At 74.4% G+C, this 26,771-nt stretch carries 24 protein-coding genes and 2 pseudogenes; 13 read left to right on the forward strand and 13 right to left on the reverse strand.

Features of this window, described 5'->3' with window-relative positions; all coding sequences use genetic code 11:
• Positions 1–1,045: ABC transporter permease (locus C3489_RS33665; protein WP_146075385.1), on the forward strand; the 1,045-nt coding region annotated here is incomplete at its 5' end.
• A pseudogene (locus C3489_RS33670) lies at positions 1,042–2,233 on the forward strand (MFS transporter). The gene C3489_RS33665 and the pseudogene C3489_RS33670, both read left to right, overlap by 4 nt.
• A 3-nt stretch (positions 2,234–2,236) precedes the next feature.
• Here the strand turns inward: C3489_RS33670 and C3489_RS33675 are convergent.
• The gene (locus C3489_RS33675) at positions 2,237–3,085 is read right to left on the reverse strand and encodes a CDP-alcohol phosphatidyltransferase family protein (RefSeq protein ID WP_181139950.1); all 849 of its coding nucleotides are present in this window, start codon (positions 3,083–3,085) and stop codon (positions 2,237–2,239) included.
• A gap of 108 nt (positions 3,086–3,193) precedes the next feature.
• Between C3489_RS33675 and C3489_RS33680 the strand changes: the two genes are divergently transcribed.
• The 5 genes and pseudogenes from C3489_RS33680 to C3489_RS39705 form a co-directional block, all read left to right on the forward strand.
• Positions 3,194–4,177 carry a zinc-binding alcohol dehydrogenase gene (locus C3489_RS33680; protein ID WP_103785920.1) on the forward strand — a complete coding sequence of 328 codons (984 nt, stop codon included), beginning with the start codon at positions 3,194–3,196 and terminating at the stop codon, positions 4,175–4,177.
• Positions 4,178–4,290: 113 nt separating this feature from the next.
• Complete coding sequence (locus tag C3489_RS33685; protein WP_103785921.1) at positions 4,291–4,689, forward strand: 6-carboxytetrahydropterin synthase; 399 nt, start codon at positions 4,291–4,293, stop codon at positions 4,687–4,689.
• On the forward strand, positions 4,686–5,867 hold the full coding sequence (locus tag C3489_RS33690; protein WP_258055067.1) for a glycosyltransferase family 4 protein: 1,182 nt from the start codon (positions 4,686–4,688) through the stop codon (positions 5,865–5,867). The genes C3489_RS33685 and C3489_RS33690 overlap by 4 nt, the downstream gene beginning before the upstream one ends.
• 518 nt (positions 5,868–6,385) lie before the next feature.
• The gene (locus C3489_RS33700; RefSeq protein ID WP_258055068.1) at positions 6,386–7,333 is read left to right on the forward strand and encodes an SAM-dependent methyltransferase; all 948 of its coding nucleotides are present in this window, start codon (positions 6,386–6,388) and stop codon (positions 7,331–7,333) included.
• A pseudogene (locus C3489_RS39705) lies at positions 7,330–8,151 on the forward strand (YbhN family protein); the annotation flags it as partial. The gene C3489_RS33700 and the pseudogene C3489_RS39705, both read left to right, overlap by 4 nt.
• Positions 8,152–8,249: 98 nt before the next feature.
• Here C3489_RS39705 and C3489_RS33710 read toward each other — a convergent pair.
• A complete protein-coding gene (locus tag C3489_RS33710) occupies positions 8,250–9,017 on the reverse strand; it encodes a creatininase family protein (protein ID WP_308460834.1) in 768 nt (255 codons plus the stop codon).
• A 57-nt stretch (positions 9,018–9,074) separates the two neighbouring features.
• On the opposite strand from C3489_RS33710, the gene ribA reads away from it, so the two are divergent.
• On the forward strand, positions 9,075–9,746 hold the full coding sequence (gene ribA, locus C3489_RS33715) for a GTP cyclohydrolase II (protein ID WP_103785924.1): 672 nt from the start codon (positions 9,075–9,077) through the stop codon (positions 9,744–9,746).
• Positions 9,747–9,768: 22 nt separating this feature from the next.
• Here the strand turns inward: ribA and C3489_RS33720 are convergent, their stop codons facing one another.
• From C3489_RS33720 to C3489_RS33730, 3 genes are all read right to left on the reverse strand, one after another.
• Entirely contained in the window at positions 9,769–10,998 is a 1,230-nt protein-coding gene (locus C3489_RS33720; protein ID WP_103785925.1) for a serine hydrolase, read from the reverse strand.
• Between the two features lie 61 nt (positions 10,999–11,059).
• The gene (locus C3489_RS33725; protein WP_181139951.1) at positions 11,060–12,430 is read right to left on the reverse strand and encodes an MFS transporter; all 1,371 of its coding nucleotides are present in this window, start codon (positions 12,428–12,430) and stop codon (positions 11,060–11,062) included.
• Positions 12,427–13,008 (reverse strand): TetR/AcrR family transcriptional regulator, encoded by a 582-nt coding sequence (locus C3489_RS33730; protein ID WP_103785927.1) that lies wholly within the window; start codon positions 13,006–13,008, stop codon positions 12,427–12,429. The genes C3489_RS33725 and C3489_RS33730 overlap by 4 nt, the downstream gene beginning before the upstream one ends.
• A 77-nt stretch (positions 13,009–13,085) precedes the next feature.
• Between C3489_RS33730 and C3489_RS33735 the strand changes: the two genes are divergently transcribed.
• Positions 13,086–13,535: a PPOX class F420-dependent oxidoreductase gene (locus C3489_RS33735; RefSeq protein ID WP_103785928.1), complete on the forward strand. Its 450-nt coding sequence runs from the start codon at positions 13,086–13,088 to the stop codon at positions 13,533–13,535.
• Here the strand turns inward: C3489_RS33735 and C3489_RS33740 are convergent, their stop codons facing one another.
• Positions 13,536–14,450, reverse strand: coding sequence for an NAD(P)-dependent oxidoreductase (locus tag C3489_RS33740; protein ID WP_103785929.1), 915 nt, complete (start codon positions 14,448–14,450; stop codon positions 13,536–13,538).
• 132 nt (positions 14,451–14,582) lie between these two features.
• On the opposite strand from C3489_RS33740, the gene C3489_RS33745 reads away from it, so the two are divergent.
• Positions 14,583–15,176, forward strand: coding sequence for a TetR/AcrR family transcriptional regulator (locus C3489_RS33745; protein WP_103785930.1), 594 nt, complete (start codon positions 14,583–14,585; stop codon positions 15,174–15,176).
• Positions 15,177–15,707: 531 nt separating this feature from the next.
• On the opposite strand, the gene C3489_RS33750 is transcribed toward C3489_RS33745, so the two are convergent.
• Positions 15,708–16,898 carry an MFS transporter gene (locus C3489_RS33750; protein WP_103785931.1) on the reverse strand — a complete coding sequence of 397 codons (1,191 nt, stop codon included), beginning with the start codon at positions 16,896–16,898 and terminating at the stop codon, positions 15,708–15,710.
• Between the two features lie 116 nt (positions 16,899–17,014).
• On the opposite strand from C3489_RS33750, the gene C3489_RS33755 reads away from it, so the two are divergent.
• Complete coding sequence (locus tag C3489_RS33755; RefSeq protein WP_103785932.1) at positions 17,015–17,353, forward strand: VOC family protein; 339 nt, start codon at positions 17,015–17,017, stop codon at positions 17,351–17,353.
• A 75-nt stretch (positions 17,354–17,428) separates the two neighbouring features.
• Here C3489_RS33755 and C3489_RS33760 read toward each other — a convergent pair whose 3' ends face one another.
• Positions 17,429–18,787 (reverse strand): MFS transporter, encoded by a 1,359-nt coding sequence (locus tag C3489_RS33760; protein ID WP_103785933.1) that lies wholly within the window; start codon positions 18,785–18,787, stop codon positions 17,429–17,431.
• A gap of 233 nt (positions 18,788–19,020) precedes the next feature.
• Complete coding sequence (locus C3489_RS33765) at positions 19,021–19,686, reverse strand: TetR/AcrR family transcriptional regulator (RefSeq protein ID WP_103785934.1); 666 nt, start codon at positions 19,684–19,686, stop codon at positions 19,021–19,023.
• 136 nt (positions 19,687–19,822) lie between these two features.
• Here C3489_RS33765 and C3489_RS33770 point away from each other — a divergent pair, with 136 nt between their 5' ends.
• Together C3489_RS33770 and C3489_RS33775 are read left to right on the forward strand one after the other, a co-directional pair.
• Positions 19,823–20,701 carry a shikimate dehydrogenase gene (locus C3489_RS33770; protein ID WP_103785935.1) on the forward strand — a complete coding sequence of 293 codons (879 nt, stop codon included), beginning with the start codon at positions 19,823–19,825 and terminating at the stop codon, positions 20,699–20,701.
• Positions 20,702–20,709: 8 nt separating this feature from the next.
• Positions 20,710–22,512 carry a bifunctional sugar phosphate isomerase/epimerase/4-hydroxyphenylpyruvate dioxygenase family protein gene (locus C3489_RS33775; RefSeq protein ID WP_103785936.1) on the forward strand — a complete coding sequence of 601 codons (1,803 nt, stop codon included), beginning with the start codon at positions 20,710–20,712 and terminating at the stop codon, positions 22,510–22,512.
• Here C3489_RS33775 and C3489_RS33780 read toward each other — a convergent pair.
• From C3489_RS33780 to pgi, 4 genes are all read right to left on the reverse strand, one after another.
• Positions 22,499–23,956, reverse strand: a complete 1,458-nt coding sequence (locus tag C3489_RS33780) for a membrane-associated oxidoreductase (RefSeq protein ID WP_103785937.1) — start codon at positions 23,954–23,956, stop codon at positions 22,499–22,501. The genes C3489_RS33775 and C3489_RS33780 overlap by 14 nt on opposite strands.
• 45 nt (positions 23,957–24,001) lie before the next feature.
• Positions 24,002–24,586, reverse strand: a complete 585-nt coding sequence (locus tag C3489_RS33785; RefSeq protein WP_103785938.1) for a histidine phosphatase family protein — start codon at positions 24,584–24,586, stop codon at positions 24,002–24,004.
• A 1-nt stretch (position 24,587) separates the two neighbouring features.
• The gene (gene gnd, locus C3489_RS33790) at positions 24,588–25,472 is read right to left on the reverse strand and encodes a phosphogluconate dehydrogenase (NAD(+)-dependent, decarboxylating) (protein ID WP_103785939.1); all 885 of its coding nucleotides are present in this window, start codon (positions 25,470–25,472) and stop codon (positions 24,588–24,590) included.
• Positions 25,473–25,474: 2 nt separating this feature from the next.
• The coding region (pgi, locus tag C3489_RS33795) for a glucose-6-phosphate isomerase (RefSeq protein ID WP_103785943.1) at positions 25,475–26,771 on the reverse strand (1,297 nt) is incomplete at its 5' end.

Below are 26,771 nucleotides of genomic sequence, written 5' to 3' on the forward strand. Positions count from 1 at the left end.
GCCGAACACCAGCCTGTTCGTCGTCGGCATCACCGGCGGCGCCGTCGCCGTCGAGCAGGTCTTCGACATCCCCGGCCTGGGACGTACGACCCTCCAGGCCGCCCTCGCCCAGGACCTGCCCGTGCTCCAGGCCGGCACCCTCGCGCTGCTGCTCCTGGCAGCCACCGCCACCGCCCTCGCCCACCTCGCGACCCGGCTGCTCACCGGCCCCGCCCTGCGCGACGGCGCCCTGCCCACCCTGCACCGGCCGATCCCGCCCGCCCGGACCGCCGTCCCCCTCGTGTACGGCGCCGTCCTGGCCGCCGTCGTCGCCCTCGGCCTGCCGCGCGACCCGCTCGCCCTCGACACCACGGCCCGACTGCGGCCCCCCTCCCCGCAGCACCCGCTGGGCACCGACGCGCTCGGCCGGGACATGCTCGCCCGCGTCGCGCACGGCGCCCTGGACACCCTGCTGCTCGCCCTCGGCATCAGCGCCGCCGCGCTCGCCGTCGGCGTCCTGCTCGGGCTGCTGCCCCGGCTGTCCGGGCCGCTCGTCGACACCGTCAACGCCCTCCCGCCCGTCCTCGTCGCCCTGCTGGTCACCGCCGTGCAGGGCGGCGGAGCCGCCACGCCCGCGCTCGCCGTGCTCGCCGTCGCCTGGGCCCCGCTCGCCGCGCACACCTCCGCGCTGCTGCGCCAGGAACGCGCCACCCTCCATCTGACGGCCACCCGCGCGCTCGGCGCCGGCCGCGCGCACCTGATGCGCCGCGCCCTGCTGCCCGCCGTCCTGCCACCCGTCACCCGGCACGCCCTGCTGCGGCTGCCCGGCACCGCCCTCGCGCTCGCCTCGCTGAGCTTCCTCGGCCTCGGCGCGCAGCCGCCGTCCCCCGAGTGGGGACTGCTGCTCGCCGAGAACCAGCCGTACGCCGAACGCGCCCCCTGGGCCGTCCTCGCCCCCGCCGCCGCCCTCGCCCTGCTCGGCGCGCTGGCGGCCGGCGCGGCGGGCGGAGTGAGGCTGCCGCGCCGCGGCCGACGCGGCCCGCTCCGGACCGAGCCGGCGGCATGACGCCGCTGAGCCCGCTGCTGCGGCTGCTGATCCTCACCCAACTCGCCTTCAACCTCGGCTTCTTCGCCGTGCTGCCCTTCCTCGCCGGCCACCTCGGGCGGTCCGTGGGCATGGCGGGCTGGCTGGTCGGGTTCGTGCTGGGGCTGCGCACCTTCAGCCAGCAGGGCCTGTTCGTGGTCGGCGGCGCGCTCACCGACCGCTACGGCATCCGGCCCGTCGCCCTGACCGGATGCGCCCTCCGCATCGCCGGATTCGCCTGGCTCGGATACGCCCAGCGCACCTGGGCGGTGATCGGCGCGGTGCTGCTCATCGGGTTCGCCGCCGTGCTGTTCTCACCCGCCGTCGAGTCCGAGGTGGCCCGGCAGGCCGTCGCCCGGGAAGAGGCCGGCGGCGGACCGCGCACCCGGGTGCTGGCGCTGTTCACGGTCGCCGGACAGGCGGGCGCGTTCCTCGGGCCGCTGCTCGGCGCGCTGCTGCTCGACGCCGACTTCCGCACGGTGTGCCTGACCGGCGCCGCGATCTTCGTTCTCGTCCTCGCCGGGCACGCCTGGCTGCTGCCGCGGCACGTGCCGGGACGGGCGGTGGCGGTGCGGGTGCGCGGCGGCCTCGGCCCGCTGCTGCGCAACGGCCGCTTCCTCGCCCTGTGCTGCGCCTACGGCGCCTACCTGCTCGCCTACAACCAGCTCTACCTGGCGCTGCCCGCCGAGGTGGAGCGCGCGGCCGGCTCCCAGGCGCCGCTGGCCTGGCTGTTCGCGCTGTCGTCGCTGCTGGTCGTCACCGCCCAGCTGCCCGTCACCCGGCTGGTCGGCGAACGGCTCACCCCGCGCCCGGCGATGGCGGCGGGGCTGACGTTGATCGCGGCCGGGTTCGCCGTCGTCGCGGCCTTCCGCCCGGCCGGGTGGACCGGCACGCGGGGGCTGCTGCCGGCCACCGGATTCGTCGTGCTGCTGACCCTCGGTCAGATGCTGGTCGCGCCCGCCGCCCGCGCCCTCGTGCCCGACCTCGCCGAGGACGGCCGCCTCGGGCCTGTACACCGGCGCGCTGTCGTCGGTGTCCGGCCTGATCGTGCTGGCCGGCAGCGCCGCGACGGGCACCCTGCTCGACTCCGGGCTTCCGGCGGCCGTGCCCTGGCTCGCGCCGGCCGCCGTACCGCCGGCCGCGATCGCCCTGCTGCCGCGCCGGGGATGAGCGTCAGCGCGCGGCGAGGTCCAGCTCCTCCGCCGGTATCGGGACCGAGTTCTCCTGCGCCGGTATCACGACCGAGTTCTCCTGTGCCGATATCAGGACCGAGTCCTCCTCCGCCGGTGTCAGGACCGGCTCCGGCACGCCGTGCGCACGGCGCCACAGCCCCACCACGTCCCGGCCGAAGGACCAGGTCAGCAGCGCCAGCGCCAGCAGCACCACCCCGACCGCGGCCGTCGCCGGCAGCAGGCCCGAGGCGGCCAGCAACAGCAGGACGCCCTGGAGCGCGGCCACCGTCTTGCGGGCGGTGCTCGGCGGCAGCGGGGCGGTCAGCCACGGCCACACCCGGGCCGCGGCGACGAACGCGTACCGCATGCCGCCGATCAGCAGCACCCACGCACCCATGTCCATGGCCACGTAGACACTCAGCACCAGGATCAGGAACGCGTCGACCTCCATGTCGAAGCGGGCGCCCAGGGCCGTGCTCGTCCCGGTGCGGCGGGCCACCTTGCCGTCCACGCCGTCCAGCAGCAGCGCCACCGCCGTCAGCGCCACGAACAGCGTCGCCGGCGGCGCGCTCTCGAAGGAGTCCGCGACCAGCGCGGTCACCCCGCCGACCAGGGTGGCGCGGCCGAGGGTGACCCGGTTCGCGGGTCCGAAGGAGTCCAGGCCGGAGCGGTGCAGCGCCCGTGACAGCGCCGCCCAGCTCGCCACCGCGAAGACCAGCCCGGTCAGCCAGCCCGCCGGGCCCAGGCGGATCGCCGTGCCGAGCAGCGCCAGCAGCACCAGCTGGACGCCCGCTCCCACAGCGGGCTCCTGCTGGACGGGCCTGCTCGCGTACATGTTGTTCAGGGCCACCGCACAATCCTCCGGCCGAGTGACAGAGTCGATCAACGCCGCGTACTGTGCGCGGCCAGTGCATATCCCCGTACGTGAACCACTGTCCGATCGTTCAGGAGGATGCCGATGAGCCGTACCGCACACGCGTTCTGGCTCCGCTCGCCGGGGCACGGCGAGATCCGTGACGTCGCCCTGCCGGAGCCCGCCGAGGGGGAGGCGGTGGTACGCACCCTCTACAGCGGGGTCAGCCGGGGCACCGAGACCCTCGTCTTCCGCGGCGGGGTGCCCGAGAGCCAGCGCGCGGCGATGCGCGCGCCGTTCCAGGAGGGCGACTTCCCCGGCCCGGTGAAGTACGGCTACCTCAACGTCGGGATCGTCGAGGAGGGGCCGAAGACGCTGACCGGCCGCACCGTCTTCTGCCTGTACCCGCACCAGACGCGGTACGTCGTGCCGGCGAGCGCCCTCACCGTCGTACCGCCGTCCGTGCCCGCCGAACGCGCCGTGCTGGCCGGAACCGTGGAGACGGCCGTGAACGCCCTGTGGGACGCGGCGCCACTGGTCGGGGACCGGATCGCGGTGGTCGGCGGAGGCATGGTCGGCTGCTCCGTGGCCGCGCTGCTCGCCCGCTTCCCCGGCGTCCGCGTCCAGTTGGTGGACACCGACCCGGAGCGCGCCCGCACCGCCGAGGCGCTCGGCGTGGGCTTCGCCGCGCCCGAGGACGCCCTCGGCGGCTGCGACCTGGTCGTGCACGCCAGCGCCACCGAGCAGGGCCTCGCCCACTCGCTGCGGCTTCTCGCCGCCGAGGGCACGGTCGTCGAACTGAGCTGGTACGGCGACCGCGCCGTGCGTCTCCCGCTGGGCGAGGACTTCCACTCGCGGCGCCTGACGATCCGCAGCAGCCAGGTCGGCACCGTCTCCCCGGCCCGCGCCTCCCGCTCCTACGCCGACCGGCTCGCCCTCGCCCTCGACCTGCTCGCCGACCCCGCCCTCGACGCCCTCGTCACCGGCGAGTCCGCCTTCGAGGAGCTGCCCGAGGTGCTGCCGAAGCTCGCGTCGGGCGAGGTCCCGGCGCTGTGCCATCGCGTCCGGTACCCCGGTGCGAGCGCCTGACCTCCGCGAAAAGGGTGAGGAGGCTGAACGCGGGGGAGAGGAGAGCCGTACTAGACGGCATCCCCGGCGGCCATCGGCCGGGGACCGACGCGCCGCACCTGGAGGGTCGTCCGTTGTTCAGTGTCACCGTCCGCGATCACATCATGATCGCCCACAGTTTCCGCGGCGAGGTCTTCGGGCCCGCACAGCGACTGCACGGGGCGACGTTCCTGGTGGACGCCACCTTCCGGCGCGAGCAGCTGGACGACGACAACATCGTCGTCGACATCGGCCTGGCCACCCGGGAACTGGGGGCCGTCGTCGGCGAGTTGAACTACCGCAATCTCGACAACGAGCCCGATTTCGCCGGGATCAACACCTCCACGGAGTTCCTGGCCAAGGTCATCGCGGACCGCCTCGCCGAACGCGTCCACAAGGGCGCGCTGGGCGAGGGCGCCAAGGGCATCGCCCAGATCTCCGTCACGCTGCACGAGTCGCATGTGGCGTGGGCGAGTTACGAGCGTGCGCTGTGAGCGGCACGACGACACGGACCCGGCGGCTCGCCCACATCCCCGCGCAGCCGGCGTCCCCGACCGACGGCGGGATCATCCCCATGTCCCTGCGCACCGCGCACTTCGTGATGCCGGCCGGTGTCGACGACCCGGCCGCGCCGAGCGGCGGCAACGCCTACGACCGGCGCGTGGGCCTGGACCTGCCCGGCTTCGGCTGGCAGACCCGGGCCCACCTGGTCGCGGGCTCCTGGCCCCGGCCGGACGCCGACGCCCGCGCGGCACTGGACCGCGCCCTGCGGGAGATCCCCGACGGCTCGGTCGTCCTGCTGGACGGGCTGGTCGCCTGCGGCGTGCCGGAGATCGTCGTCCCGGCGGCACGGCGGCTGTCCCTCGCCGTCCTCGTGCACCTCCCGCTCGGCGACGAGACCGGCCTCGATCCGGCCGTCGCCGCCGACCTGGACGCACGGGAGCGGGCGGTACTGCGGGCCGTCCCCGCGGTGATCGCCACCAGCGCGTGGGCCGGACGGCGCCTCGTCACCCACCACGGGCTGGCGCCGGACGCGGTGCACGTCGCCACACCGGGCGCCGACATCGCCCCCCTCGCGCCGGGCACCGACGGCGTCTCCCGCCTGCTGTGCGTCGCCGCCGTCACCCCGCGCAAGGGCCAGCACCGGCTGGTGGAGGCCCTGGCCGCGCTCGCCGACCTGCCCTACCGGTGCCATCTGGTCGGCGGGGTCACCCAGGACCCGGCCTACGTCTCGCGGGTGCGGGCGGCGATCCGGCACCACGGCCTCGACGACCGTGTCGAGCTCACCGGGCCGCGCACCGGCGCCGCCCTCGACGCCAGCTACGCCGCCGCCGACCTGACGGTCCTCGCCTCCGGCGGCGAGACCTATGGCATGGCGGTCACGGAGGCGCTCGCCCGCGGTGTGCCGGTGCTGGCCACGGACGTCGGCGGGCTGCCCGAGGCTCTCGGCCACGCCCCCGACGGCACCCGGCCCGGTGTCCTCGTCCCGCCGGACGACCCCGCGGCGCTCGCCGCCGCCCTGCGCGGCTGGTTCGGCGACCCGGAGCTGCGGCGCCGCCTCAAGACCGCCGCGCGTGCCCGGCGGTCCGCCCTGAGCGGCTGGGCGACGACGGCCCAACGCCTGGCGGCAGTCCTGGGCACGCTTCCGCACGAGACGGGGAGGGCGGCATGAACAAGCCGACACCACCGCGACCGGGCCGGATACCGAGCCAGCCGGGTCGGATACCGGCCCAACCGGAACGGACACCGATCCAGCCGGGCCGGATATCGACCCGGCCGGGCCGGGAGCACGGGCCGGGGACGGAGACAGCCGACACGGGGACCGGGCAGGCGCGAAGCATGGTTGCGCCCGGCGGGACTGGTGCCGGGCAGGCGAGGAGTGCGGTCGTGTCCGGCGCGGGGGCTCGGGAGGCGGCAACCGTGCTCAGCCCCGGTGCCGGGGCTGAGGGGGCAGCGGGCGCGGCGATATCCGGGGCGGGGGAGACGCGGGGCGCGGTTGTGCCGGGTGCGGGGACCGGGCAGGCGGGGGCCGAGGTGGGCCAGGGTGCCGGGTCCGGGCAGGCGGGGGCCGAGGTGGGCCAGGGTGCCGGGTCCGATGGGGTCGAGCCTGCCGTGGTTCCCGGTGCCTCGTCCGGCGGGGCCGAACCTGCCGTCCTCCCCGGTGCCGGGCCCGTTGCGGCCGAATCCGCCGTGATCTCCGGTGCCGGCTCCGGCCGCGTCGAGGTGGCCGTCATCCCCGGTGCCGGCCCTGTGAGGCGGGTGGGGGAGCGGGGTACCGTGCGGCTGCGGCCGGGTGGGGGTGAGGAGCCGGCCCGGTACGCGCCCGAGTGGCTGCGGCTGCGGGAGGCGGCCGATGCCGGCGCGCGGTCGGTGGAGCTGCTGGACCCGTTGCGCATCCGGCTCGCCAACCGGCCCGGTCGCGGCGGCGGGCTGGTCGTGCACGACCTGGGCTGCGGCACCGGCTCGATGGGCCGCTGGCTGGCCCACCGGCTGGACGGCCCCCAGCACTGGGTGCTGCACGACCGCGACCCCTATCTGCTGCACTTCGCCGCGGTCGGCGCCCCGCGCGCGGCGGCCGACGGCAGCCGCGTCACCGTCGAGACCCGGCGCGGCGACGTCGCCCGGCTCACCCCGGACGCCCTCACCGGCGCCGGCCTGGTGACCGCGTCCGCCCTGCTCGACGTCCTCACCCGCGACGAGGTCGACGCCCTCGCCGCCGCCTGCGCCGGCGCGGGCTGCCCGGCACTGCTCACCCTCTCCGTGGCCGGACGTGTGGAAGCCACCCCGGCACACCCGCTGGACGCGGAGATCACGGCCGCCTTCAACGACCACCAGCGGCGCACCGGCCTGCTCGGCCCCGACGCGGTCACCGCGGCCTGCGAGGCGTTCGCCGCGCACGGCGTCACCGTCCAGGTCCGCCCCAGCCCCTGGCGGCTGGGCCCCGTCCAGCCCGACCTGACGGCGCAGTGGCTGCGCGGCTGGGTCGGCGCGGCGGTCGAGCAGCGCCCCGAACTGGCCGAGCGCGCCCAGACCTACCTCGCGGCCCGGCTCGCCTCCCTCGCGGCGGGTGAGCTGCGCGTCGTCGTCCACCACAGCGACCTGCTGGCCCTGCCCCGTCCGAGCGGCGGCACGTCATGAGCCCGGGCACACCGCGCTCGGGCGGCGCCCGCAGGCACCTCGGCACGCTCGCCGGGGTGCTCATCCTGGGGCTGCTGCTGTGGCGCCTGGGCACCGGCGCCTTCCTCGACGGCCTGCGCCGGATCGACGTACCGACGCTGCTCGCCGCGGTCGGCATCGGCGCGGTCACCACGGCGTGCAGCGCCTGGCGCTGGTCGCTGGTGGCCCGCGGGCTGGGCATCCGGCTGCCGCTGAGCAGTGCCCTCGCCGGCTACTACCGCGCCCTGTTCCTCAACGCCGCCCTGCCCGGCGGCGTCCTCGGCGACGTGCACCGCGCGGTGCGGCACGGTCGCAGCGCCGGCGACATGGGCCGGGGTGTGCGGGCGGTGGTCCTGGAACGCACCGCGGGGCAGGCGGTCCTGGCCGTGGGCGCGCTCCTCGTGCTGCTCGCCGCACCGTCCCCGGTCCGCGACGACGTACGGCACGCCGTCCCGCTCGCCGCACTCGCCGCACTCGGCGCGCTGGCCGTCGTCCTCGCCGTCCGCATGAACCGGGCGCCGGGCCGGCCGTCCCGGCGGGCGCTGCGCTCGGCGCTGGCGGAGGCCCGTGAGGGGCTGCTGTCCCGGCGCAACGGGCCCGGCGTGCTCGCCGCGTCGGTCGTCGTCCTGGCCGGGCACCTGGCGACGTTCGTCCTCGCCGCCCGCGTCGCCGCGCCCGGCGCCTCCGTGGCCGCCCTGCTGCCGCTCGCCGTGCTCGCCCTGCTCGCCATGGGACTGCCGCTGAACATCGGCGGGTTCGGGCCGCGCGAGGGCGTCACCGCGTGGGCGTTCGGCGCCGCCGGACTCGGCGCGGACAGCGGCCTGGCGGTCGCGGTCGTCTACGGGGTGCTGTGTTTCGCGGCGGCCCTGCCGGGCGCGCTGGTGCTCTTGGCCCGCCGCTATCCCTGCGCGGGCCCCGTCAGCAGCGACAGGCACGCCCCGAAGGAGTCCGCGAGGCTCGCCAGCAGCGCCTTCCCCTTCTCCGCCGAGCCCAGGGAAGGACGGCCGATGACACCGGAATCCGTATAGGCGGACATGCCCACGGTGAGCAGATGACGGCGGTCGTCGGCGACGACGTCGGCGGACTCGTATCCGGGCCGGACCACTTCGGGGTGAGCGTGCAGCAGAACGGACGTCTCGATCTCGCCCGCGTGCATGTCGGTGAGCAGCGAGGTCACCACTCCCGCCCGCACGCGCGCCTCCTCCCAGTCCTCCGGGGCGGGGAACAGCGCCATCCGCTCGCCGCGCGCGGAGGCCTCCTGGACGACGTTGCCGAGCACGTAGTTGCCCCCGTGGCCGTTGACGACGGCCAGCGCGTGAACGCCCGAGCGGCGCAGCGAGTCGGCGATGTCGCGGACCACGGCGTGCAGGGTCGGGGCGGAGATGCTGACGGTCCCCGGCCAGCCGGCGTGCTCGTGCGAGCAGGAGATCGTCACCGGCGGCAGGAGGCGCACCGGGTGGGCGGCCGCGATCTCCCGCGCGATGGCACAGGCGACGAGCGTGTCCGTCGCCAGCGGCAGGTACGGGCCGTGCTGTTCGAGACTGCCGACGGGAAGGACGGCCACCTGTGCTGAACCGTCCGCCGCCCGCGCCCGTACGTCTTCCGTGGTGTCCCCGGGCACCAGACCGTGTCCCGCCGCCACCGACCCGCCCTGTCCCGCCGTCACCGAGCCCGAACCACTCACTTCTTCACGGCCTTTCGTACGGAGCTGAGGAAACAGATCATGACAGAGAACAGCACGGCGCCCCTCGGCGTCCTCGGCAAGAGCCCGGCCCGGCGCACGGATGTGGAGCGCGTCGTGACCGCCCCGCTGCCCACCGTGTACGGGATGTTCCAGGCGATCGGCTTCCTGGACCACGACCGCGGCGAGGAGCAGGTCGCGCTCGTGCACGGCGACCTCGGCACCGAGAACGTCCTGACCCGGCTGCACTCGGAGTGCCTCACCGGTGACGCGTTCGGCTCCCGGCACTGCGAGTGCGGTGACCAGCTGGCCGCCGCGCTGCGCGCGGTGGTCGCCGAGGGCAGCGGCGTCGTGCTGTATCTGCGCGGCCACGAGGGCCGGGGCATCGGGCTGCTGGCCAAGCTGCGGGCGATGGCGCTGCAGGCGGAGGGCCTGGACACCGTCGAGGCGAACCTGGCGCTGGGGCTGCCGGTGGACGCCCGCGACTACGGGGTCGCCGCCGCGATGCTGCGCGACCTGGGCGTGGACTCGGTACGGCTGATGTCCAACAACCCGCTCAAGCGGGAGGCGTTGCTGCGGCACGGCGTCGGTGTGGCCGAGCAGGTGCCGCTGCTGATCCCGCCGTGCGAGAACAACATCACCTACCTGCGGACCAAGCGCGAGCGGATGGACCACCATCTGCCGCATCTGGACGCGGTGGCCCACTGGTCGTGAGGCCCACTGGTCCTGCTCCGGCTCAGCCGGTGACGGCCTCGTGGACGAGCCGTCGCAGCTCCGGGAACAGGCGCAGTGACCGCTTGGGCCGCAGCTGGGACATGAACTGCACGGTCAGGTCCCGGCTCGGGTCCACCCAGAAGGTCGTGGTCGCCACCCCGCTCCAGCCGTAGGTGCCGGGCCCGGCCGGGGCCTGGGTGCGGGCGGGGTCGACGACGACCGAGACGCCGAGGCCGAAGCCGACGCCGTCGTTGCCGGGCTCGTCATGGGCCGGGCGGCTGCCGAAGGATCTCAGGTCGGCGCCGCCCGGCAGGTGGTTGCGGGTCATCGTCTCGACCGTTTCGGGCGCCAGCAGGCGTACGCCGTCCAGTTCGCCGCGGCGGCGCAGCATCTCCATGAAGCGGTGCCAGTCGGGCGCGGACGACACCAGGCCGCCGCTGCCGGACAGGAACCGGGGCCGTCCGCGCACCGGCAGCCCCGGGATCGGTGTGATCGTGCCGTCGTCGGCGTCGCCGTACAACTCGGCCAGTCGGCCGGCCTGTTCGTCGTCGACATGGAACCCGGTGTCGGTCATGCCGAGCGGGCGGAGGATCCGCTCGCCGAAGAACGTGTCGAGCGGCTGCCCGGAGACCACCTCGATCACCCGGCCGAGCACATTGGAGGCGACCGAGTAGTTCCACTGCGTGCCCGGGTCGAACTGCAGTGGCAGAGCGGCGTACACCTCCATCGTCTCGGCGAGGTCGGAGCCGGGCCGCACCGACGACTCCAGGCCGGCCGCGCGGTAGAGGGCGTCGACCGGGTGGGTGTGGTAGAAGCCGAAGGTCAGGCCGGCGGTGTGAGTCATCAGATGCCGGATCAGGATGGGTCCGGCGGCCGGCCGGGTGCGTACGTCGTCCCCGGACCCGGCGACGTACACGCGCGGCTCGGCGAAGGCCGGCAGATACCGCTCCAGCGGGTCGTCCAGCGCCAGCCGGCCCTCCTCGACGAGCATCAGCGCGGCGACCGCCGTGACCGGCTTGGTCATCGAGTAGACCCGCCACAGCGTGTCGGCCTCGACCGGCAGCCCGGCGGCGAGGTCCCGCCGGCCGTGGCAGGTGAGGTGCGCGACGCGCCCGCCGCGCGCGACGCTGATCAGGAAGCCGGGCAGTCGGCCCTCGTCGACGAGACGGACGACGTGCTGGTCGAGCCGGTCCAGCGCCTTCGCGTCCAGCCCGGCCTCACCCGGCTCGACCTCTTGTCGCAGCAGTGCCATCGCGCGTCCCCTGTCGCCGCAGTCCCTCACGTGGCATACCCCACCGCCGGCCCGCCAGACGTCACCGGCGCGCGGAAGCCGCAGGACGATTGTCCGCCCGTACGGCCGTGGGCTCGACGTTCCGGCCCGGCAGGGCACGGGCCGCCGTCGCCGCCACGGCGGTCACCGCGGCCAGCGCGAACAGCGGCAGGCGCGGCCCGGCCAGGCCCCACAGGGTGGTCGCGCCGGCCACGCCCAGCACCGGGCCGATGTTCAAGGCCGTCTGCTGCAGCCCGCCCGCCACCCCGGCCGACCGGGCCGCCGCCTGCCGTACGACGACGTGGGTGGCCGCCACCATCACCGTGCCGAACCCCGCGCCGAGCAGCGCGAATCCGGCACCGAAGGCGAGCGGGCCGGTGGCGCGGGCGAGGACCAGCAGGCCCAGCGCGAGCGCCGCCAGCGCGGCCGCCGTCGTACGACGGGCACCGGCCCGGCGCAGCGCGACGGCACATCCGGGCGCGGCCGCGATCATGAGCGCGGCCAGCGGCAGGGCGGTCAGCGCGCAGTGCAGCGGGTCCAGGCCCAGATCGCGCTGAAGGAGGTACACGCAGGTGAACAGGGCACCGTGGAGGGCCGCCGACGCCGCCACCAGGATGCCGAGCGCGGCGCCGGCCCCTGCCGACCCGACCGCGTCGGCGGGCACCAGCGGTGCCGCGGTACGACGCTCATGGCGCACGAAGAGCACCGCCGCCCCCGCGGCCGCCGTCAGCTCGCACCCGCGCGCCGGTGTCCATCCGGACGCCGGGAGCGCGACCAGGCCGTGCACCAGCCCGGCCAGGCACAGCGCGAGCAGCAGGGCACCGGGGAGGTCGAGGCCGTCCGCCTCGCCCTTCACCTCGCGGGCGCGCGGGTCGCGGTCCGCCAGTGCCATGAGCCCGAACAGCGCCGCCGGGACGACGTTCACCAGGAACACCGCCCGCCAGCCCACCGCCGTCGTCAGCGCGCCGCCCACCAGGGGTCCCGCGGCGGCGGCCAGGCCGATGGCGGCGGTGCGCACCGCGAGCGGCCCGCGCAGGCGGTCCGCCGGGTAGGCGGTGCGCAGCATGCCGAGCGTGGCCGGCTGGAGCAGCGCCCCGAAGACGCCCTGGACGACGCGCAGCCCGACGACCCAGCCGATGCCCGGGGCGACGGCGATACCGGCCGAGGCGGCGCCGAAGCCGAGCATGCCGACGGCGAACGTACGGCGATGCCCGTACAGGTCGGCGAGGCGCCCGGCGAGCACCAGCAGGCCCGCCACCGCGATCAGATACCCCGTGCTGGTCCACTGCACCTGACCGACCGAGGCGTGCAGGTCGGCGCCGAGCGCGGGCTGGGCGACGGTGAGGACCGTGCCGTCCAGGGCGACGATCACCGCGCCGGCGACGCTGCTCGCCAGGGCCGCCCGCCGCTTCACCGGCCCGCCCCGGAGCCGAGGTGGGCGTCCAGCGCGGCCCGCAGCAGCGGGGTGAAGTCCTCGCTGGCGGTGGCGAGTTGGAGGCTGCCCCAGCGCCACAGCTGGGCGATGCCGTGCAGGTTCGCCCACAGCGCCGCCGCGACCGTGCGGGCGTCGGCGTCCGGGCGTACCCGGCCGACCAGGTCCACAAGGACGCCGAACAGCGGCAGGCTGGTCTCCCGCAGCCCCAGATGTCCGCTGGCCAGCAGGTCGTGACGGAACATCAGCTCGTACATGCCGGCGTTGTCCCGCGCGAACTCCAGGTACACGCGGGCGAGTTCCTCGACTCGGGCGCGGGGTGAGCCGTCGGTGTCCGTCACGGCCACCCGCGCCCCCAGGTCGGTGAAACCGCGCCGGGCGATGGCCGACAGCAGCTCCAGATGGGTGGGGAAGTAGCGGCGGGGCGCCCCGTGCGAGACCCCGGCCCGCCGGGCGATCTCCCGCAGGGTCAGGGCCTGGGCGCCCTCGCGGGCCACCAGGTCGACGCCGACGTCGACCAGGCGGCCGCGCAGGTCCGCCGTTTCTGGATCAGTGGTCATAGACACTGTCTACCAGGAGGCAGTAGACAGTGTCTACTGAGGGGAATTCCGGGCGGCGTTCCGGAGTTGAGCGGGATATGACTCAGGACACGAACCAGGACGCGCTGCTCGCCCTGCTGTCGGAGCGGCCGGGCGGGGCGCTGGTCACCCTCAAACGCGACGGGCGCCCGCAGCTGTCGAACGTCCTCCACCACTACGATCCCGACCGGCGCGTCATCCGGATCTCGCTGACCGAGGACCGCGCCAAGACCCGCAACCTGCGCCGTGATCCACGGGCGTCGTACCACGTCTCCACGGCCGACGGATGGGCCTACACGGTCGTCGAGGCGACCGCCGATCTCTCGCCGGTGGCCGAGGACCCGCACGACGAGACCGTGGAGGAGCTGGTCCGCCTCTACCGCGACCTCCAGGGCGAGCACCCCGACTGGGACGACTACCGCGCCGCGATGGTCCGCGACCGCCGCCTGGTTCTGCGGCTGCCCGTGGAGCGGGCGTACGGCATTCCCCAGGGCGTCCTCGGCCGCTGATCAGCCCTCGGCCTGCGCCCCGGCGGTCCGTGCCTTCAGCGTCCGTGCCTCGGTCCGCTCCTCGATCGCCCGGAGCACGGCGACCATGTCCGCGCCGCCGTGCCCGAGCGCCACGGTCTCCTCGAACAGCGCGTGGCAGGCGTCGAGCAGCGGTGAGGCGAGCCCCCTCGCGCGGGCGGCCTCGGCGATCAGCCGGTTGTTCTTCAGTACGTCCAGCGCCGCCGCCTGCACCGAGAAGTCCCCCGCCAGCAGCTTGGGTGCCTTCATCCGGGACACCGCGCTGGCCATGGGCCCGGCGTCCAGCACGTCCAGGAACAGTGCGGGGTCCAGGCCGTGCCGGCCGGCGAAGTGGAACGCCTCGGTCAGTCCGGTCACCTGGGTGATCAGGAACAGGTTCACCGCGAGCTTCATCAGCAGCGCGTTCGGCGCCGCCCCGCAGACGAACGCCTGCCGGCACATCGGCGCCAGCAGCGGTCGTACGGCGGACACGGCCGCCTCCTCGCCGGCCAGCAGCGCCACCAGCAGCCCCTGCTCGGCCGGAACCCGGGAGCCGGAGACGGGGGCCTCCACATAGTGGCCGCCCGCGGCGCGCACCTCACTCTCCAAGGCGCGGGAGTACTCCGCGGAGGTGGTGCCCATGTGGACGACGGTCCGCCCGGCCACGCGTGCGGCGAAGTCCGGGGTGTGCCGGGCGAGGACGGCGTCGACGGCCGTCTCGTCGGCCAGCATCAGCAGCACGGTGTCGCTCTTGGCGAACACCTCGGCGGCGTCGGCGGCCACCTCGGCGCCGGCCGCGCGCAGCGGCTCCGCGCGGGCGGGCGTGCGGTTCCACACCGTCAGCGGGGTTCCGGCGGTGGCCAGGCGCAGCGCCATGGGCTGTCCCATGACCCCGAGTCCGATGAAGCCGACGTGCATGCGTCCGCCCTCCTCCGAGCCGCGCCCCGTCTATGACAGCGGTCATAGTAGCCCCGCTTATGACCGCTGTCATAGACGGCCGGGCGGCCCTACCCTGGGCGCAGGTGCGATGAACGGCGCGGGAGGTCGGCGATGGCGGGGTCGGTACGGGGACCGCGGGAGCGGATGGTCTTCAGCGCGGCCCAGCTCATCCGGCGCGACGGTGTGACCGCCACCGGGATGCGCGACGTCGCCGCGCACGCCGATGCGCCGCGCGGCTCCCTCCAGCACTACTTCCCCGGCGGCAAGGAACAGCTCGTCAACGAGGCCGTGGAGTGGGCCGGCCGGTACGCCGCCGGGCGCGTCCCGCGCTTCCTCGCGCAGCTGGACGAGCCCACGCCGGGCGCGCTGTTCGCGGCGATGGCCCGCCAGTGGACCGACGAGTACGAGGCGGGGGGCTTCGTCACCGGCTGCCCGGTCGCGGCGGCCACCGTCGACTGCTCGGCCTCCGGCGAGAGCACCCGCGAGGCGACGGCCGGCGCGTTCGCCACGTGGACGGACGCGGTGGCCGAGGCGCTGACCGGAATGCGGGTTCCCGCCGACCGCGCCCGCCCCCTCGCCACGCTGATGATCAGCGCGCTGGAGGGGGCCATCCTCATCGCCCGCAGCGAACGCAACACCCGCGCGCTGCGGACGGTGGTCGAGGAGCTGGGCCCGGTGCTGGACGCGGCGGCGGGACGGCGGTAGGGGTCACCTGCCGGCGGTGCGCCTTCCATGCCGGGGGCGTGGGGCTTCCGGCGCGGCGGTCCCGCCGGGGGTGTGGCTTCGGGGGCGGCGGTCCCGTCGGGGGTTTTGGGGTGGCTGACCGGGGGCGGCGCCCAGGGGGCGCGTCCGCCGGGGGCGGGGCATTCGGTATGGCTTTGCCGGGGGTTCGCGCCTTCCGGTTTGGCCGTCCCGCCGAGTGCGTGGTGTCTGGTGTGGACGCTCCACTGGGGGCCTGGCCCCTGGTACTGGCCGTGTCCCGCGGGGGGCGTGGCTTCTGTGCAGTCGACCCGGGGCGTGGGGCCCAGGCAGCTTGGTCCGCCGGTGACGCGGCCTTCGGTGCGGCTCGTCCGCCGGGGCACCTGCTCTCCGGTGCACCCCATCCGCCGGGGGTCGCGCCTTCCCCCAGGGCTCGTCCGCCCGGTCACCTGTCCTTCGGGCGCCCAGCTGGGTCGACCTGCGGCGCGTGACACTTCACCCGGGCGGGAAGCCGTGCCAACCCGCCCGCGTGAGGCCTCACTTGGCACGGAAGCCGTGCCGCCGTGCACCCACCACCACCGCGAGTACCGGTATCAGCAGGGCCAGGACCGTCCACGGGAAGGCGCTCGCGTCGAGCAGGTCCAGCAGCAGTCCGCCGAGCACCCCGCCCGCGGCCATCGCCGCGTTCCACAGCGTGACCAGCATCGCCTGCGCGGCCTCGGCGCGCGCGCCGCCCGCCTCGGCCGCGGCGGTCTGCAGCAGCGTGGGCACCCCGCCCCAGCCGAGCCCCCACAGCGCAGCGGCGGCGTACACCAGGGCCGGCACGTCGGCGAAGACGCCCAGCAGGGCCGCCGCACCCGCCACCAGCAGCGTCGCCGTCACGCTGAGCGCGCGCAGCCGGCGGTCGATGCGGGCGCCGACGTACCAGATGCTCACCAGCGACGCCCCGCCGAACACCAGCAGCACCGCGTCGGCCGAGCCGCCCATGCCGGCGTGGTCGAGGAAGGTGGCGATGTAGGCGTACAGCACGGTGTGCGCCAGCACGAAGACCAGGGTGACGAAGAGGACCGGAGCCACCCCGGGGACCGTCAGCGCCCGCAGCACCGGCTCACGCGCGCCCCGCTCCTGCCCGGGCCGGTCCGGCACCAGCAGCGCGATCCAGCCGAGCAGTCCCACGGTCACCGCGGTCATCAGCGCGAACGCCCACCGCCAGCCCAGCAGCCCGCCCAGGTAGGTGCCCGCGGGCACGCCGAGCGACAGGGCCACCGGGATGCCGGTCATCACCACCGCGACCGCCCGGCCGCGCAGTTCGGCGGGGGCCAGGGCACGGGCGTACCCGGCGAGCAGCGCCCAGGCGAGCCCGGCCGCCACCCCGGCGACGAACCGCGCCGCCATGGTCAGCGGGTAGTTCGCGGAGGCGGCGGTCACCGTGTTGGCGACGGCGAAGCCGGCCATCGCGGTCAGCAGCAGCCGCTTGCGGCGCCACGCCGAGGTGGCCGCCGCCAGCGGGATCGCGGTGAGCGCCGTACCGACGGCGTAGACGGTCACCGCCTGTCCCGCCGCCGACTCGCCGACGCCGAGCCCGGCGCTCATCGCGGGCAGCAGCCCGGCGGGCAGGGTCTCGGTCAGGCTGGTGACGAAGACGGCGGTGGCCAGTGCGAGCAGGGCGGACAGGGGCAGCTTGGGAGTGCGCACCCGCGCGGCGGGTGCGGCTGTGTCGGTCGTCATGACCGCAGGGTCGAGCCTGACACCAGTGTCAGATTCAAGGGGGCGCTCGCACCACGTGAAGCGACGCGTGGCGGCGGTGCTTGCCGCCGGAGCGTACCGGTCCTAGCCTCCCCGGGGTGATCAATGGCGCGCACGTGGTGCTGTACAGCCGGGACGCCGAGGCCGACCGGGCCTTTCTCAGGGACGTGCTGGGCTGGCCGCACGTCGACGCCGGCCGGGGCTGGCTGATCTTCCGGATGCCGCCCGCCGAGGTGGCCTGCCATCCCGCGGACGGTGAGCCGGCGCACGAGCTGATGCTGATGTGCGACGACCTGACCGCGACCATCGCCGAACTCGGCGACAAGGGAGTGGACTTCAGCCCCGTCGTCGAGGCCCCCTGGGGCCGGCTGACCGGCTTCCGGCTGCCGGGCGGCGGCGAGATGGGCCTGTACGAGCCCCGGCATCCGCGGCCGTAGAGCAAGCGCAGTGCCCGTGGCCCCGGGTGAGCCGTGCGACGACGGCTCACCCGGGGCCCACCGCGGGCGGACGGATCAGGCCGTCACCGTCTCCTGTGCCGCCGCCTCGCGCCGGGGACGCTCCCCGAGCAGCTCCGTCGGCACCCGGTGGGTCTCCCGCGCCGACAGCGCGGCGATCACCGGCGGCACGCACAGCGCGGCCGTGAACAGCGCCACCGCGGCCCAGTCGTCACCGCCCGGCCCGGCGATCTCCGCCGCGAACGTCACCGCGAAACCGGAGATCGCGAACCCGATCTGGGTGCCGACGGCCATGCCCGACAGCCGGACCCGGGTGGAGAACATCTCGCCGTAGAACGCGGGCCACACACCGTTCGCGGCGCTGTAGACGACCCCGAAGGCGAGGACGCCGCAGACCAGGGTCAGCGGGTAGGAGCCGGTGGAGATCGCCCACAGGTACAGCGCCATCGTCACCGCGCTGCCCACCGCGCCGGCCAGGTACACCGGCCGGCGGCCGATCCGGTCCGACAGCCGTGCCCACAGCGGGATCGCGGCGAGCGCGACCAGGTTGGCGACGGCGCCCACCCACAGCATCGCGGACCGGTCCATCCCCACCGCGTCGCTCGTGGCGTACGCCAGCGCCCACACCGTGAAGATGGTGGAGACCGACGCGACCAGCGCGCCCGCGATCACGCGCAGCACATCGGCCCAGTGCTCGCGCATCAGCACCGCCAGCGGCAGCTTCACCACGCCCTCGGTCGCCGCCTGCCGGGTGAAGGCCGGGGTCTCGGCGAGCCGGCGGCGCACCAGGTAGCCGACCACGGCGACCGCGACGCTCATCCAGAACGGCACCCGCCAGCCCCAGGACAGCAGCTGGTCCTCGGGCAGCGCGGCGATCGGCAGGAACACGAGCGTGGCGATGAGCTGGCCGCCCTGGGTGCCGCTGAGGGTGAAGCTGGTGAAGAAGCCGCGCCGGCCCGGCGGCGCGTGCTCCAGCGTCATCGAACTGGCGCTGGCCTGCTCGCCGGCCGCCGAGATGCCCTGCAGGACGCGGCAGGCCACCAGCAGTACGGGTGCCAGCCCGCCGACCTGCGCCCGGGTGGGCAGACAGCCGATCAGGAACGTCGAGACGCCCATCAGGATCAGCGTGAACACCATGATCTTCTTGCGGCCGAGCCGGTCCCCGACGTGGCCGAGGAAGAGCGCGCCGATCGGGCGGGCGGCGTAGGCGACGCCGAACGTGGCGAGCGACAGCAGGGTCGCGGTGGCCGGGTCGGAGGAGTCGAAGAAGACCTTCGGGAAGATCAGGGCGGCCGCGCTGCCGTAGATGAAGAAATCGAAGTACTCCAGCGCACTGCCGACCCAGGCGGCGGCGGCCGCCTTGCGGGCCTGGCCGGGCGGGGCGGTGGCGTCGTGCGGTGCGGCGGGGACGGACACGGCGTGCTCCTTCGGGGGACTCCACCGTAGGCGGAACGGAGTAGGCGGGGGAACCGCGAGCGAACGCGGACGGCGTGGGGAGGGGGCCGGATCTTCGGCTAATTAACCCACTGGGTAGTTAGTCGCGATGGCAAGCGATGTTGCGCCCGTGTTTCCCCGCTGTCAAGAGGTGATGCCGAGAGGAGGCGTCGACCGGTGGTGCCGGGTCGGGAGTGAGTGCCGGCGGTGCGGCCTCAGTCCGCTGCGCGCTCCGCCGTCAGGTACGCGATCACCATGTCGCCCAGCATGGTGCGGTAGCGCTCCCGCTCCGCCGGGGCGAGCAGGTCGCGGTCGAACAGGGCGCCGAAGGTGTGCCGGTTGGCGACCCGGAAGAAGCAGAACGAGCTGATCATCGCGTGCAGGTCGACGGCGTCGACGTCGGCCGTGAACAGGCCGGAGCGCCGGCCCACGGCCAGGATGCGGCGGATCACGTCGAGCGCGGGCGAGCCGATCCGGCCGAGCTTCTCCGAGGCCGCGATGTGCGCGGCCTCGTGGATGTTCTCGATGCTGACCAGCCGGATGAAGTCCGGGTGCTGCTCGTGGTGGTCGAAGGTCAGCTCGGCCAGGCGGCGGATGGCCGCCACCGGGTCCAGGTGCTCGACGTCGAGTTGCTGCTCGGCCTCCCGGATCACCGCGTACGCCCGCTCCAGCACGGCCGTGAACAGCTGTTCCTTGCCGCCGAAGTAGTAGTAGATCATCCGCTTCGTGGTGCGGGTGCGGGCGGCGATCTCGTCGACGCGGGCGCCGTCGTAGCCGGCCCGGGCGAACTCCTTCGTGGCCACGTCGAGGATCTCGGCCTTGGTGCGGGCGGCGTCACGGGTGCGCGCGCCGGTGCGTGCCGGTTCGTCGACGCTGGTCATGGGCTTCCCCCGGTGCGTTGGGCCAGTGCCGTGATTGTAGAAGGCGGCCCCGCCGGATCCGCTCCGGTCTTTTCGCGGGGCCGTCCGGCTGATATAGCTAACGTACTGGTTCGTACATTAGCTCCGGAGGTCAGCAGTGCCCGATGACTCGTTTCTCGTCGGACTCATCGGTTCCGGCATCGGCCCGTCGCTCAGCCCGGCGCTGCACCAGCGGGAGGCCGACCGCCAGGGCCTGCGCTATCTGTACCGGCTCCTCGACATCGACCCGCTCGGGCTGCCCCCCGAGGCCGTCGGCGACCTGGTGCGCTCCGCCCGCGACCTCGGCTACGACGGGCTCAACATCACGCACCCCTGCAAGCAGCTGGTGATCGAGCACCTGGACGCGCTCGATCCGCAGGCCGAGGCGCTCGGCGCGGTCAACACCGTCGTCTTCGACGGCGGCCGGGCCGTCGGCCACAACACCGACGTCACCGGCTTCGCGGCCTCCTTCGCACGCGGCCTGCCCGACGCCCCGCTGGAACGCGTCGTGCAGCTCGGCGCGGGCGGCGCCGGCGCGGCCGTCGCGCACGCCGCGCTCACCCTCGGCGCCGAGCGGATCACCCTCGTCGACGCCCAGCCCGAGCGGGCCGCCGCCCTCGCCGCGTCCCTCGCCGCGCACTTCGGCCCCGGCCGGGCCGCCGCCGCGGGCCCCGACCGGCTGCCGGCACTCCTCACCGGCGCCGACGGCGTCATCCACGCCACCCCCACCGGCATGGCCGCCCACCCCGGCCTGCCGCTCGCCGCCGAGCTGCTGCACCCCGGCCTGTGGGTCGCCGAGGTCGTCTACCGCCCGCTGGAGACCGAGCTGCTGCGCACCGCGCGCGCGATCGGCTGCGCCACCCTCGACGGCGGCGGCATGGCCGCCTTCCAGGCCGCCGACGCGTTCCGCCTGTTCACCGGGCGGGAACCCGACAGCGCGGCGATGCTCGCCGACCTCGCCGCACTGACCGGCGCCGCCGCGACCACCACCCCGTGAGGCCACCGATGCGCACCTGTATCGCCACCGTCTGCCTGAGCGGCTCCCTCACCGAGAAGCTCACCGCCGCCGCCCGGGCCGGCTTCGACGGCGTCGAGATCTTCGAGAACGACCTGCTCGCCAGCCCCCTCACCCCCGAGGAGATCCGCGCCCGCTGCGCCGACGTCGGCCTCACCATCGACCTCTACCAGCCGATGCGGGACGTCGAGGCGCTGCCCGAGGAGGAGTTCGCCCGCGCGCTGCGCCGCGCCCGGCACAAGTTCGAGCTGATGCGCCGGCTCGGCGCCGACACGGTCCTCGTCTGCTCCAGCGTCCACCCCCGCGCCGTCGACGACGACGCCCTCGCCGCCGGGCAGCTCGCCCGGCTCGCCGGCCTCGCCCAGGACCACGGCATCCGCGTCGCCTACGAGGCGCTGGCCTGGGGGCGGCACGTGTCGACGTACGACCACGCCTGGCGCATCGTCCAGGCCGCCGGTCATCCCGCGCTCGGCACCTGCCTGGACAGCTTCCACATCCTCTCGCGGGGCTCCGACCCCAAGGGCATCGAGGACATCCCCGGGGAGAAGATCTTCTTCCTCCAGCTCGCCGACGCGCCCCGCCTGGCCATGGACGTCCTGCAATGGAGCCGCCACCACCGCTGCTTCCCCGGCCAGGGCGGCTTCGACGTCGCCGGCCTGGTCCGGCACGTGCTGAACACCGGCTACACCGGCCCGCTGTCCCTGGAGGTCTTCAACGACGTCTTCCGGCAGGCCGACCCCGGACCCACCGCCGTCGACGGCCGGCGCTCCCTGCTGATCCTCCAGGAGGAGACCGGCGCGGTGGCCCCGCCCGCCCCCGTCGTGCCCACCGGCCTCGCCTTCGCCGAACTCGTCACCCCGGACCCCGCCCCCGCCGCGGCCGTACTCGGCGCCCTCGGCTTCACCCGCACCGCACGGCACCGCGGCAAGCCGGTCGACCTGTGGGAGCAGGGCGACGCCCGCATCCTGCTCAACACCGGACCGGCCGCGCGCCGCGACGGCACCCGGCTCGCCGCGATCGGCCTGGAGTCGCCCGACCCGGCCGGCGCCGCCCGCCGAGCCGAGGCCCTGCTCGCACCGGTACTGCCGCGCCGCCGCGCCCCCGAGGACGCGCCGCTGGAGGCGGTGGCCGCGCCCGACGGCACGGAACTGTTCTTCTGCGCGACCGGCCGGGCCCCCGAACTCCCCGACTGGCGCGGCGACTTCACGGACATCGGCCCCGCCCCACGGGACACCGGTATCCACGGCATCGACCACCTCGCGCTCACCCAGCCCTGGCACCACTTCGACGAGGCCGCGCTCTTCCACCGCGCCGTCCTCGGCCTGGACGCCCAGGAGAGCGTGGACCTCGCCGACCCCTACGGCCTGATGCGCAGCCGCGCAGTCGCCACCCCCGACGGCGGCGTCCGCCTCGCCCTGACCGTGGGCGCGGCGCCCGGCGACGCCACCGTGCACGCCCGGCACATCGCGCTGGCCTGCGACGACGTGATCGCCGCGACCCGCCGCTTTTGTGCCGCGGGCGGCCGGCTGCTCCCGGTGCCGGCCAACTACCACGACGACCTGGCCGCCCGCTTCGACCTGCCGGAGGAGGACCTGGCGGCCTACCGCGACCTCGGCATCCTCTACGACCGCGACCCGCACGGCGGCGAGTTCCGGCACTGCTACACGCGCACGGTCGGCCACGTCTTCTTCGAACTCGTCCAACGCGACGGCGGCTACACCGGCTACGGCGCGGCGAACGCACCGGTCCGGCTCGCCGCGCAGCACACGGCGGGTGGCCTCACTGACGGCTGACGGCGCGGGTGACGCCGGCGATCACCGTGGACGCCAGGATCCAGCCGGTGAGGACGAGGGCGTAGGCGAGGGCCTGGTAGCCACCGCGCGGCGCGAACGCGGACTCCTGCCCGAAGGAGAGCACCGGCAGCAGCAGGTCGAGGGTGTAGAACACCGGGTTGAACTGCGGCGCCTCGCCCGCCTTCAGCGGTTGCGGGTGGTGCAGGGCGAAAGCGACCGAACCGATGGCGAGCAGCGACAGCAGCCAGCCGGCGGCCCGCAGCGGCCGGAACCCGTAGCCGACGGTGACGTCCTGGACCAGGCCCCACAGCCTGCCGTACCAGGGGAGGGTGCGGCGGTGGCGGCGCTGCTTGGCGAGCTGGACCAGCCGGGCCGCGTGGTCGTCGCCGGTGCGCCGGTAGGCGGCGGTGAGTTGCTCGTAGGCGTGCGGGACATAGCCGTTGCGGTCGCGTTCCAGCATGGGCAGGCGCAGTTCGGCGGACACGTGCGGAGTGAGGGCGGTGTAGGTCAGGTCACTGAGGAGCACACTGTCCGGCACCACTTCCGGATCCAGGAACAGTGCCTCCATCTGACTGCGGCGCAGGTTGAGGGTGCCCTCCATGGCGGGACCGCGGCGCAGCCACAGCTCGCCCAGCGAGCAGCTGCTCGCCTGCAGCGCCGTACCGCCCGGGTGGGACAGGAGGCTGTACGACAGGTCGAGCCGGCCGGCGATCCGGGCGCCGCGCAGGCCCACCCAGCCGCGCACCTCGGCGTGCCGGAGCTGGAAGTCGCCCTCGACGACGAGGGTCTCGGCGTCGAGCGCCGTCTGCCCGGGGTGGTCGAGCCGGGCCTCGTTGAGGTTGACCGTCCCGGCGACGGACGCGCCGGTGGCCCGTATCCGACCGCGGGTCCGCAGGCCGGGGGCCCACAGGTCGTCGCCGATGGCGGTCTGGTTGAGCTGGAGCACCGGCGAGTCGTCCACCGCCGTGAGTTCGGCTCCCTCCAGGAACAGGGCGCCCCCGATCTCGGTCCCGGCGAACATCAGCCGGCCGGCCCGGCAGCCGCTCATCTGCACCGTGCCGTCGACGTGGGCGCTCGCGAGACGGAGCCCGGGCAGCACGGAGCCGCGCAGGTTGAGGCGCGGCAACCGGGTGCCGTAGAACTCCAGGTGCTCGTCGAAGTGGCAGTGGCTCATGCGGAACGGCCGGTCGAGCACCGCGTAGGTCATGTCGAGCGCCCCGGTGATCCGGGCGCCGGTGACCCGCAGCGCGGATATCTCACCGTCCTCGGCGGGCGCGCTGACCAGCAGCGCCCGCAGGACGGAGGCCCGCAGTGTCCGCTGCGGGCCCCAGTCCCCTCCCGTGGCCGCGTCCTCGTCGGGCGCGGTCCGGAAGTCCACGTTCTCGCCCCGGGGAAACGCACGCCACACCCGCTCCTCGGCCGGCGTCAGATCGGTGATCTCCATCGCGGGGAATCTGACCCGACCGCGGAGCGGGTGTCAACTACGCCTTTACGGCCGCACGTTCCACTCCGCGACCACCGGTCGCCCGTGCTCCGTCGACAACCGGCTCAACGTGCCCGTCGCCAGCTGGAACAGCCGCCCCTCCGACGCCGGCAGTCCCAGGCGGCGGGCTGTCAGGACGCGCAGGAAGTGGGCGTGGGCCACCAGGACCACGTCGCCGGAGGCGAGGGCCGGTACCACCCGGGACAGCACCCGGTCCGCCCGTGCCCCCACCTGTTGCGGCGACTCCCCGGGGCTGCCGGAGCCCGGCGGCACGCCGTCGGTCCACAGGTCCCAGTCGGGGCGGGTGCGGTGGATGTCGACGGTGGTGACACCCTCGTACGCCCCGTAGTCCCACTCCTGGAGGTCCGGGTCCGGCACCGCGCCCACGACGCCCGCGAGTTCCGCCGTGCGGACGGCCCGCCGCAGGGGGCTCGTGAGAGCCAGGGCGAAGGGCCGTCCGGACAGCAGCGGAGCCAGGGACTTGGCCTGCTCCTCACCGTGGGTGGTGAGGGGCAGGTCGGTGACGCTGGTGTGCTGTCCGGTCAGGCTCCACTCGGTCTCACCGTGGCGGACCAGGAGCAGATCGCCCACGTCAGTCCTTCTTGGCGGACTCGACGGCGTGGCCGCCGAACTGGTTGCGCAGTGCCGCGATCATCTTCATCTGCGGCGAGTCGTCCTGGCGGGAGGCGAACCGGGCGAAGAGGGAGGCCGTGATCGCGGGCAGCGGCACCGCGTTGTCGATGGCCGCCTCGACCGTCCAGCGCCCCTCGCCGGAGTCCTCGGCGTAGCCGCGCAGCTTGTTCAGGTGCTCGTCCTCGTCGAGGGCGTTGACCGCGAGGTCGAGCAGCCAGGAGCGGATGACCGTGCCCTCCTGCCAGGAGCGGAAGACCTCGCGGACGTTGTCCACGGAGTCGACCTTCTCCAGCAGCTCCCAGCCCTCGGCGTACGCCTGCATCATCGCGTACTCGATGCCGTTGTGGACCATCTTCGCGAAGTGCCCGGCGCCGACCCTGCCCGCGTGGACGTAGCCGTAGGGGCCTTCCGGCTTGAGCGCGTCGAAGATGGGCTTGAGGCGCTCGACGTGCTCCTTGTCGCCGCCGACCATCAGCGCGTAGCCGTTCTGCAGGCCCCACACACCACCCGAGACGCCCGCGTCGACGAAGCCGATGCCGCGCTTGCCGAGCTCCTCGGCGTGCTTCTCGTCGTCGGTCCAGCGGGAGTTGCCGCCGTCGATGACGGTGTCGCCGGGCTTGAGGATGCCGCCCAGCTGGTCGATGACGCTCTGCGTGACCCGGCCGGCCGGGACCATGACCCACACCGCGCGCGGCGCTTCGAGCCGGTCGGCGAGTTCCACCAGGTTGTCGACGTCGGAGAGCTCGGGGTTGGTGTCGTACCCGATGACCTCGTGGCCGGCGTTGCGCAGGCGCTCGCGCATGTTGCCGCCCATCTTGCCGAGACCAACAAGACCGATCTGCATGGTTACTTCACTTCCTTGAGGTCGCGGTAGGCCGCGACGAGCGCTGCGGTGGACGGGTCGAGACCGGGGACGTCCGCGCCTTCGGTGAGGGCGGGTTCGACCCGCTTGGCGAGGACCTTGCCCAGTTCCACGCCCCACTGGTCGAAGGAGTCGATGTTCCAGATCGCGCCCTGCACGAACACCTTGTGCTCGTAGAGGGCGACCAGCTGGCCCAGTACGGACGGGGTCAGCTCGGGGGCCAGGATCGTGGTGGTCGGGTGGTTGCCCTGGAAGGTGCGGGCCGTGACCTGCTCCTCGGGCACGCCCTCGGCGCGCACCTCGTCGGCGGTCTTGCCGAAGGCGAGGGCCTGGGTCTGGGCGAAGAAGTTGGCCATCAGCAGGTCGTGCTGGGCCTTGAGCCGGTCGCTCAGTTCGGCGACCGGGCGGGCGAAGCCGATGAAGTCGGCGGGGATGAGCTTGGTGCCCTGGTGGATCAGCTGGTAGTAGGCGTGCTGGCCGTTGGTGCCCGGCGTGCCCCACACGACGGGGCCGGTCTGCCATTCCACCGGCCGCCCGTCGCGCTGCACCGACTTGCCGTTGGACTCCATGTCCAGCTGCTGCAGATACGCGGTGAACTTCGACAGGTAGTGGCTGTAGGGCAGCACGGCGTGCGACTGGGCGTCGAAGAAGTCGCCGTACCAGATGCCCAGCAGGCCCAGCAGCAGCGGCGCGTTGGCCTCGGCGGGCGCGGTGCGGAAGTGCTCGTCGACGGTGTGGAAGCCGTCGAGCATCTCCCGGAAGCGGTCCGGGCCGATGGCGATCATCAGCGACAGGCCGATGGCGGAGTCGTAGGAGTAGCGGCCGCCGACCCAGTCCCAGAACTCGAACATGTTGTCGACGTCGATGCCGAACCCGGTGACCTTCTCCGCGTTCGTCGACAGCGCGACGAAGTGCTTCGCGACCGCCTTGTCCTCGCCGCCGAGCCCCTCCAGGAGCCAGGCGCGGGCCGAGGTGGCGTTGGTGATCGTCTCGATCGTGGTGAAGGTCTTGGACGCGACGATGAACAGCGTCTCCGCCGGGTCCAGGCCGTGCAGCGCCTCGTGCAGGTCGGCGCCGTCGACGTTGGAGACGAAGCGGAACGTCAACTCGCGTGCCGTGTAGGCCCGCAGTGCCTCGTACGCCATCGCCGGGCCGAGGTCGGAGCCGCCGATGCCGATGTTGACGACGTTGCGGATGCGCTTGCCGGTGTGCCCGGTCCACTCCCCGGAGCGGACCCGCTCGGCGAAGGCGGCCATCTTGTCCAGCACCGCGTGCACCTTC

Origin of the sequence: Streptomyces sp. Ru71, assembly GCF_002920535.1 — a bacterium.
Lineage (GTDB): Bacteria > Actinomycetota > Actinomycetes > Streptomycetales > Streptomycetaceae > Streptomyces.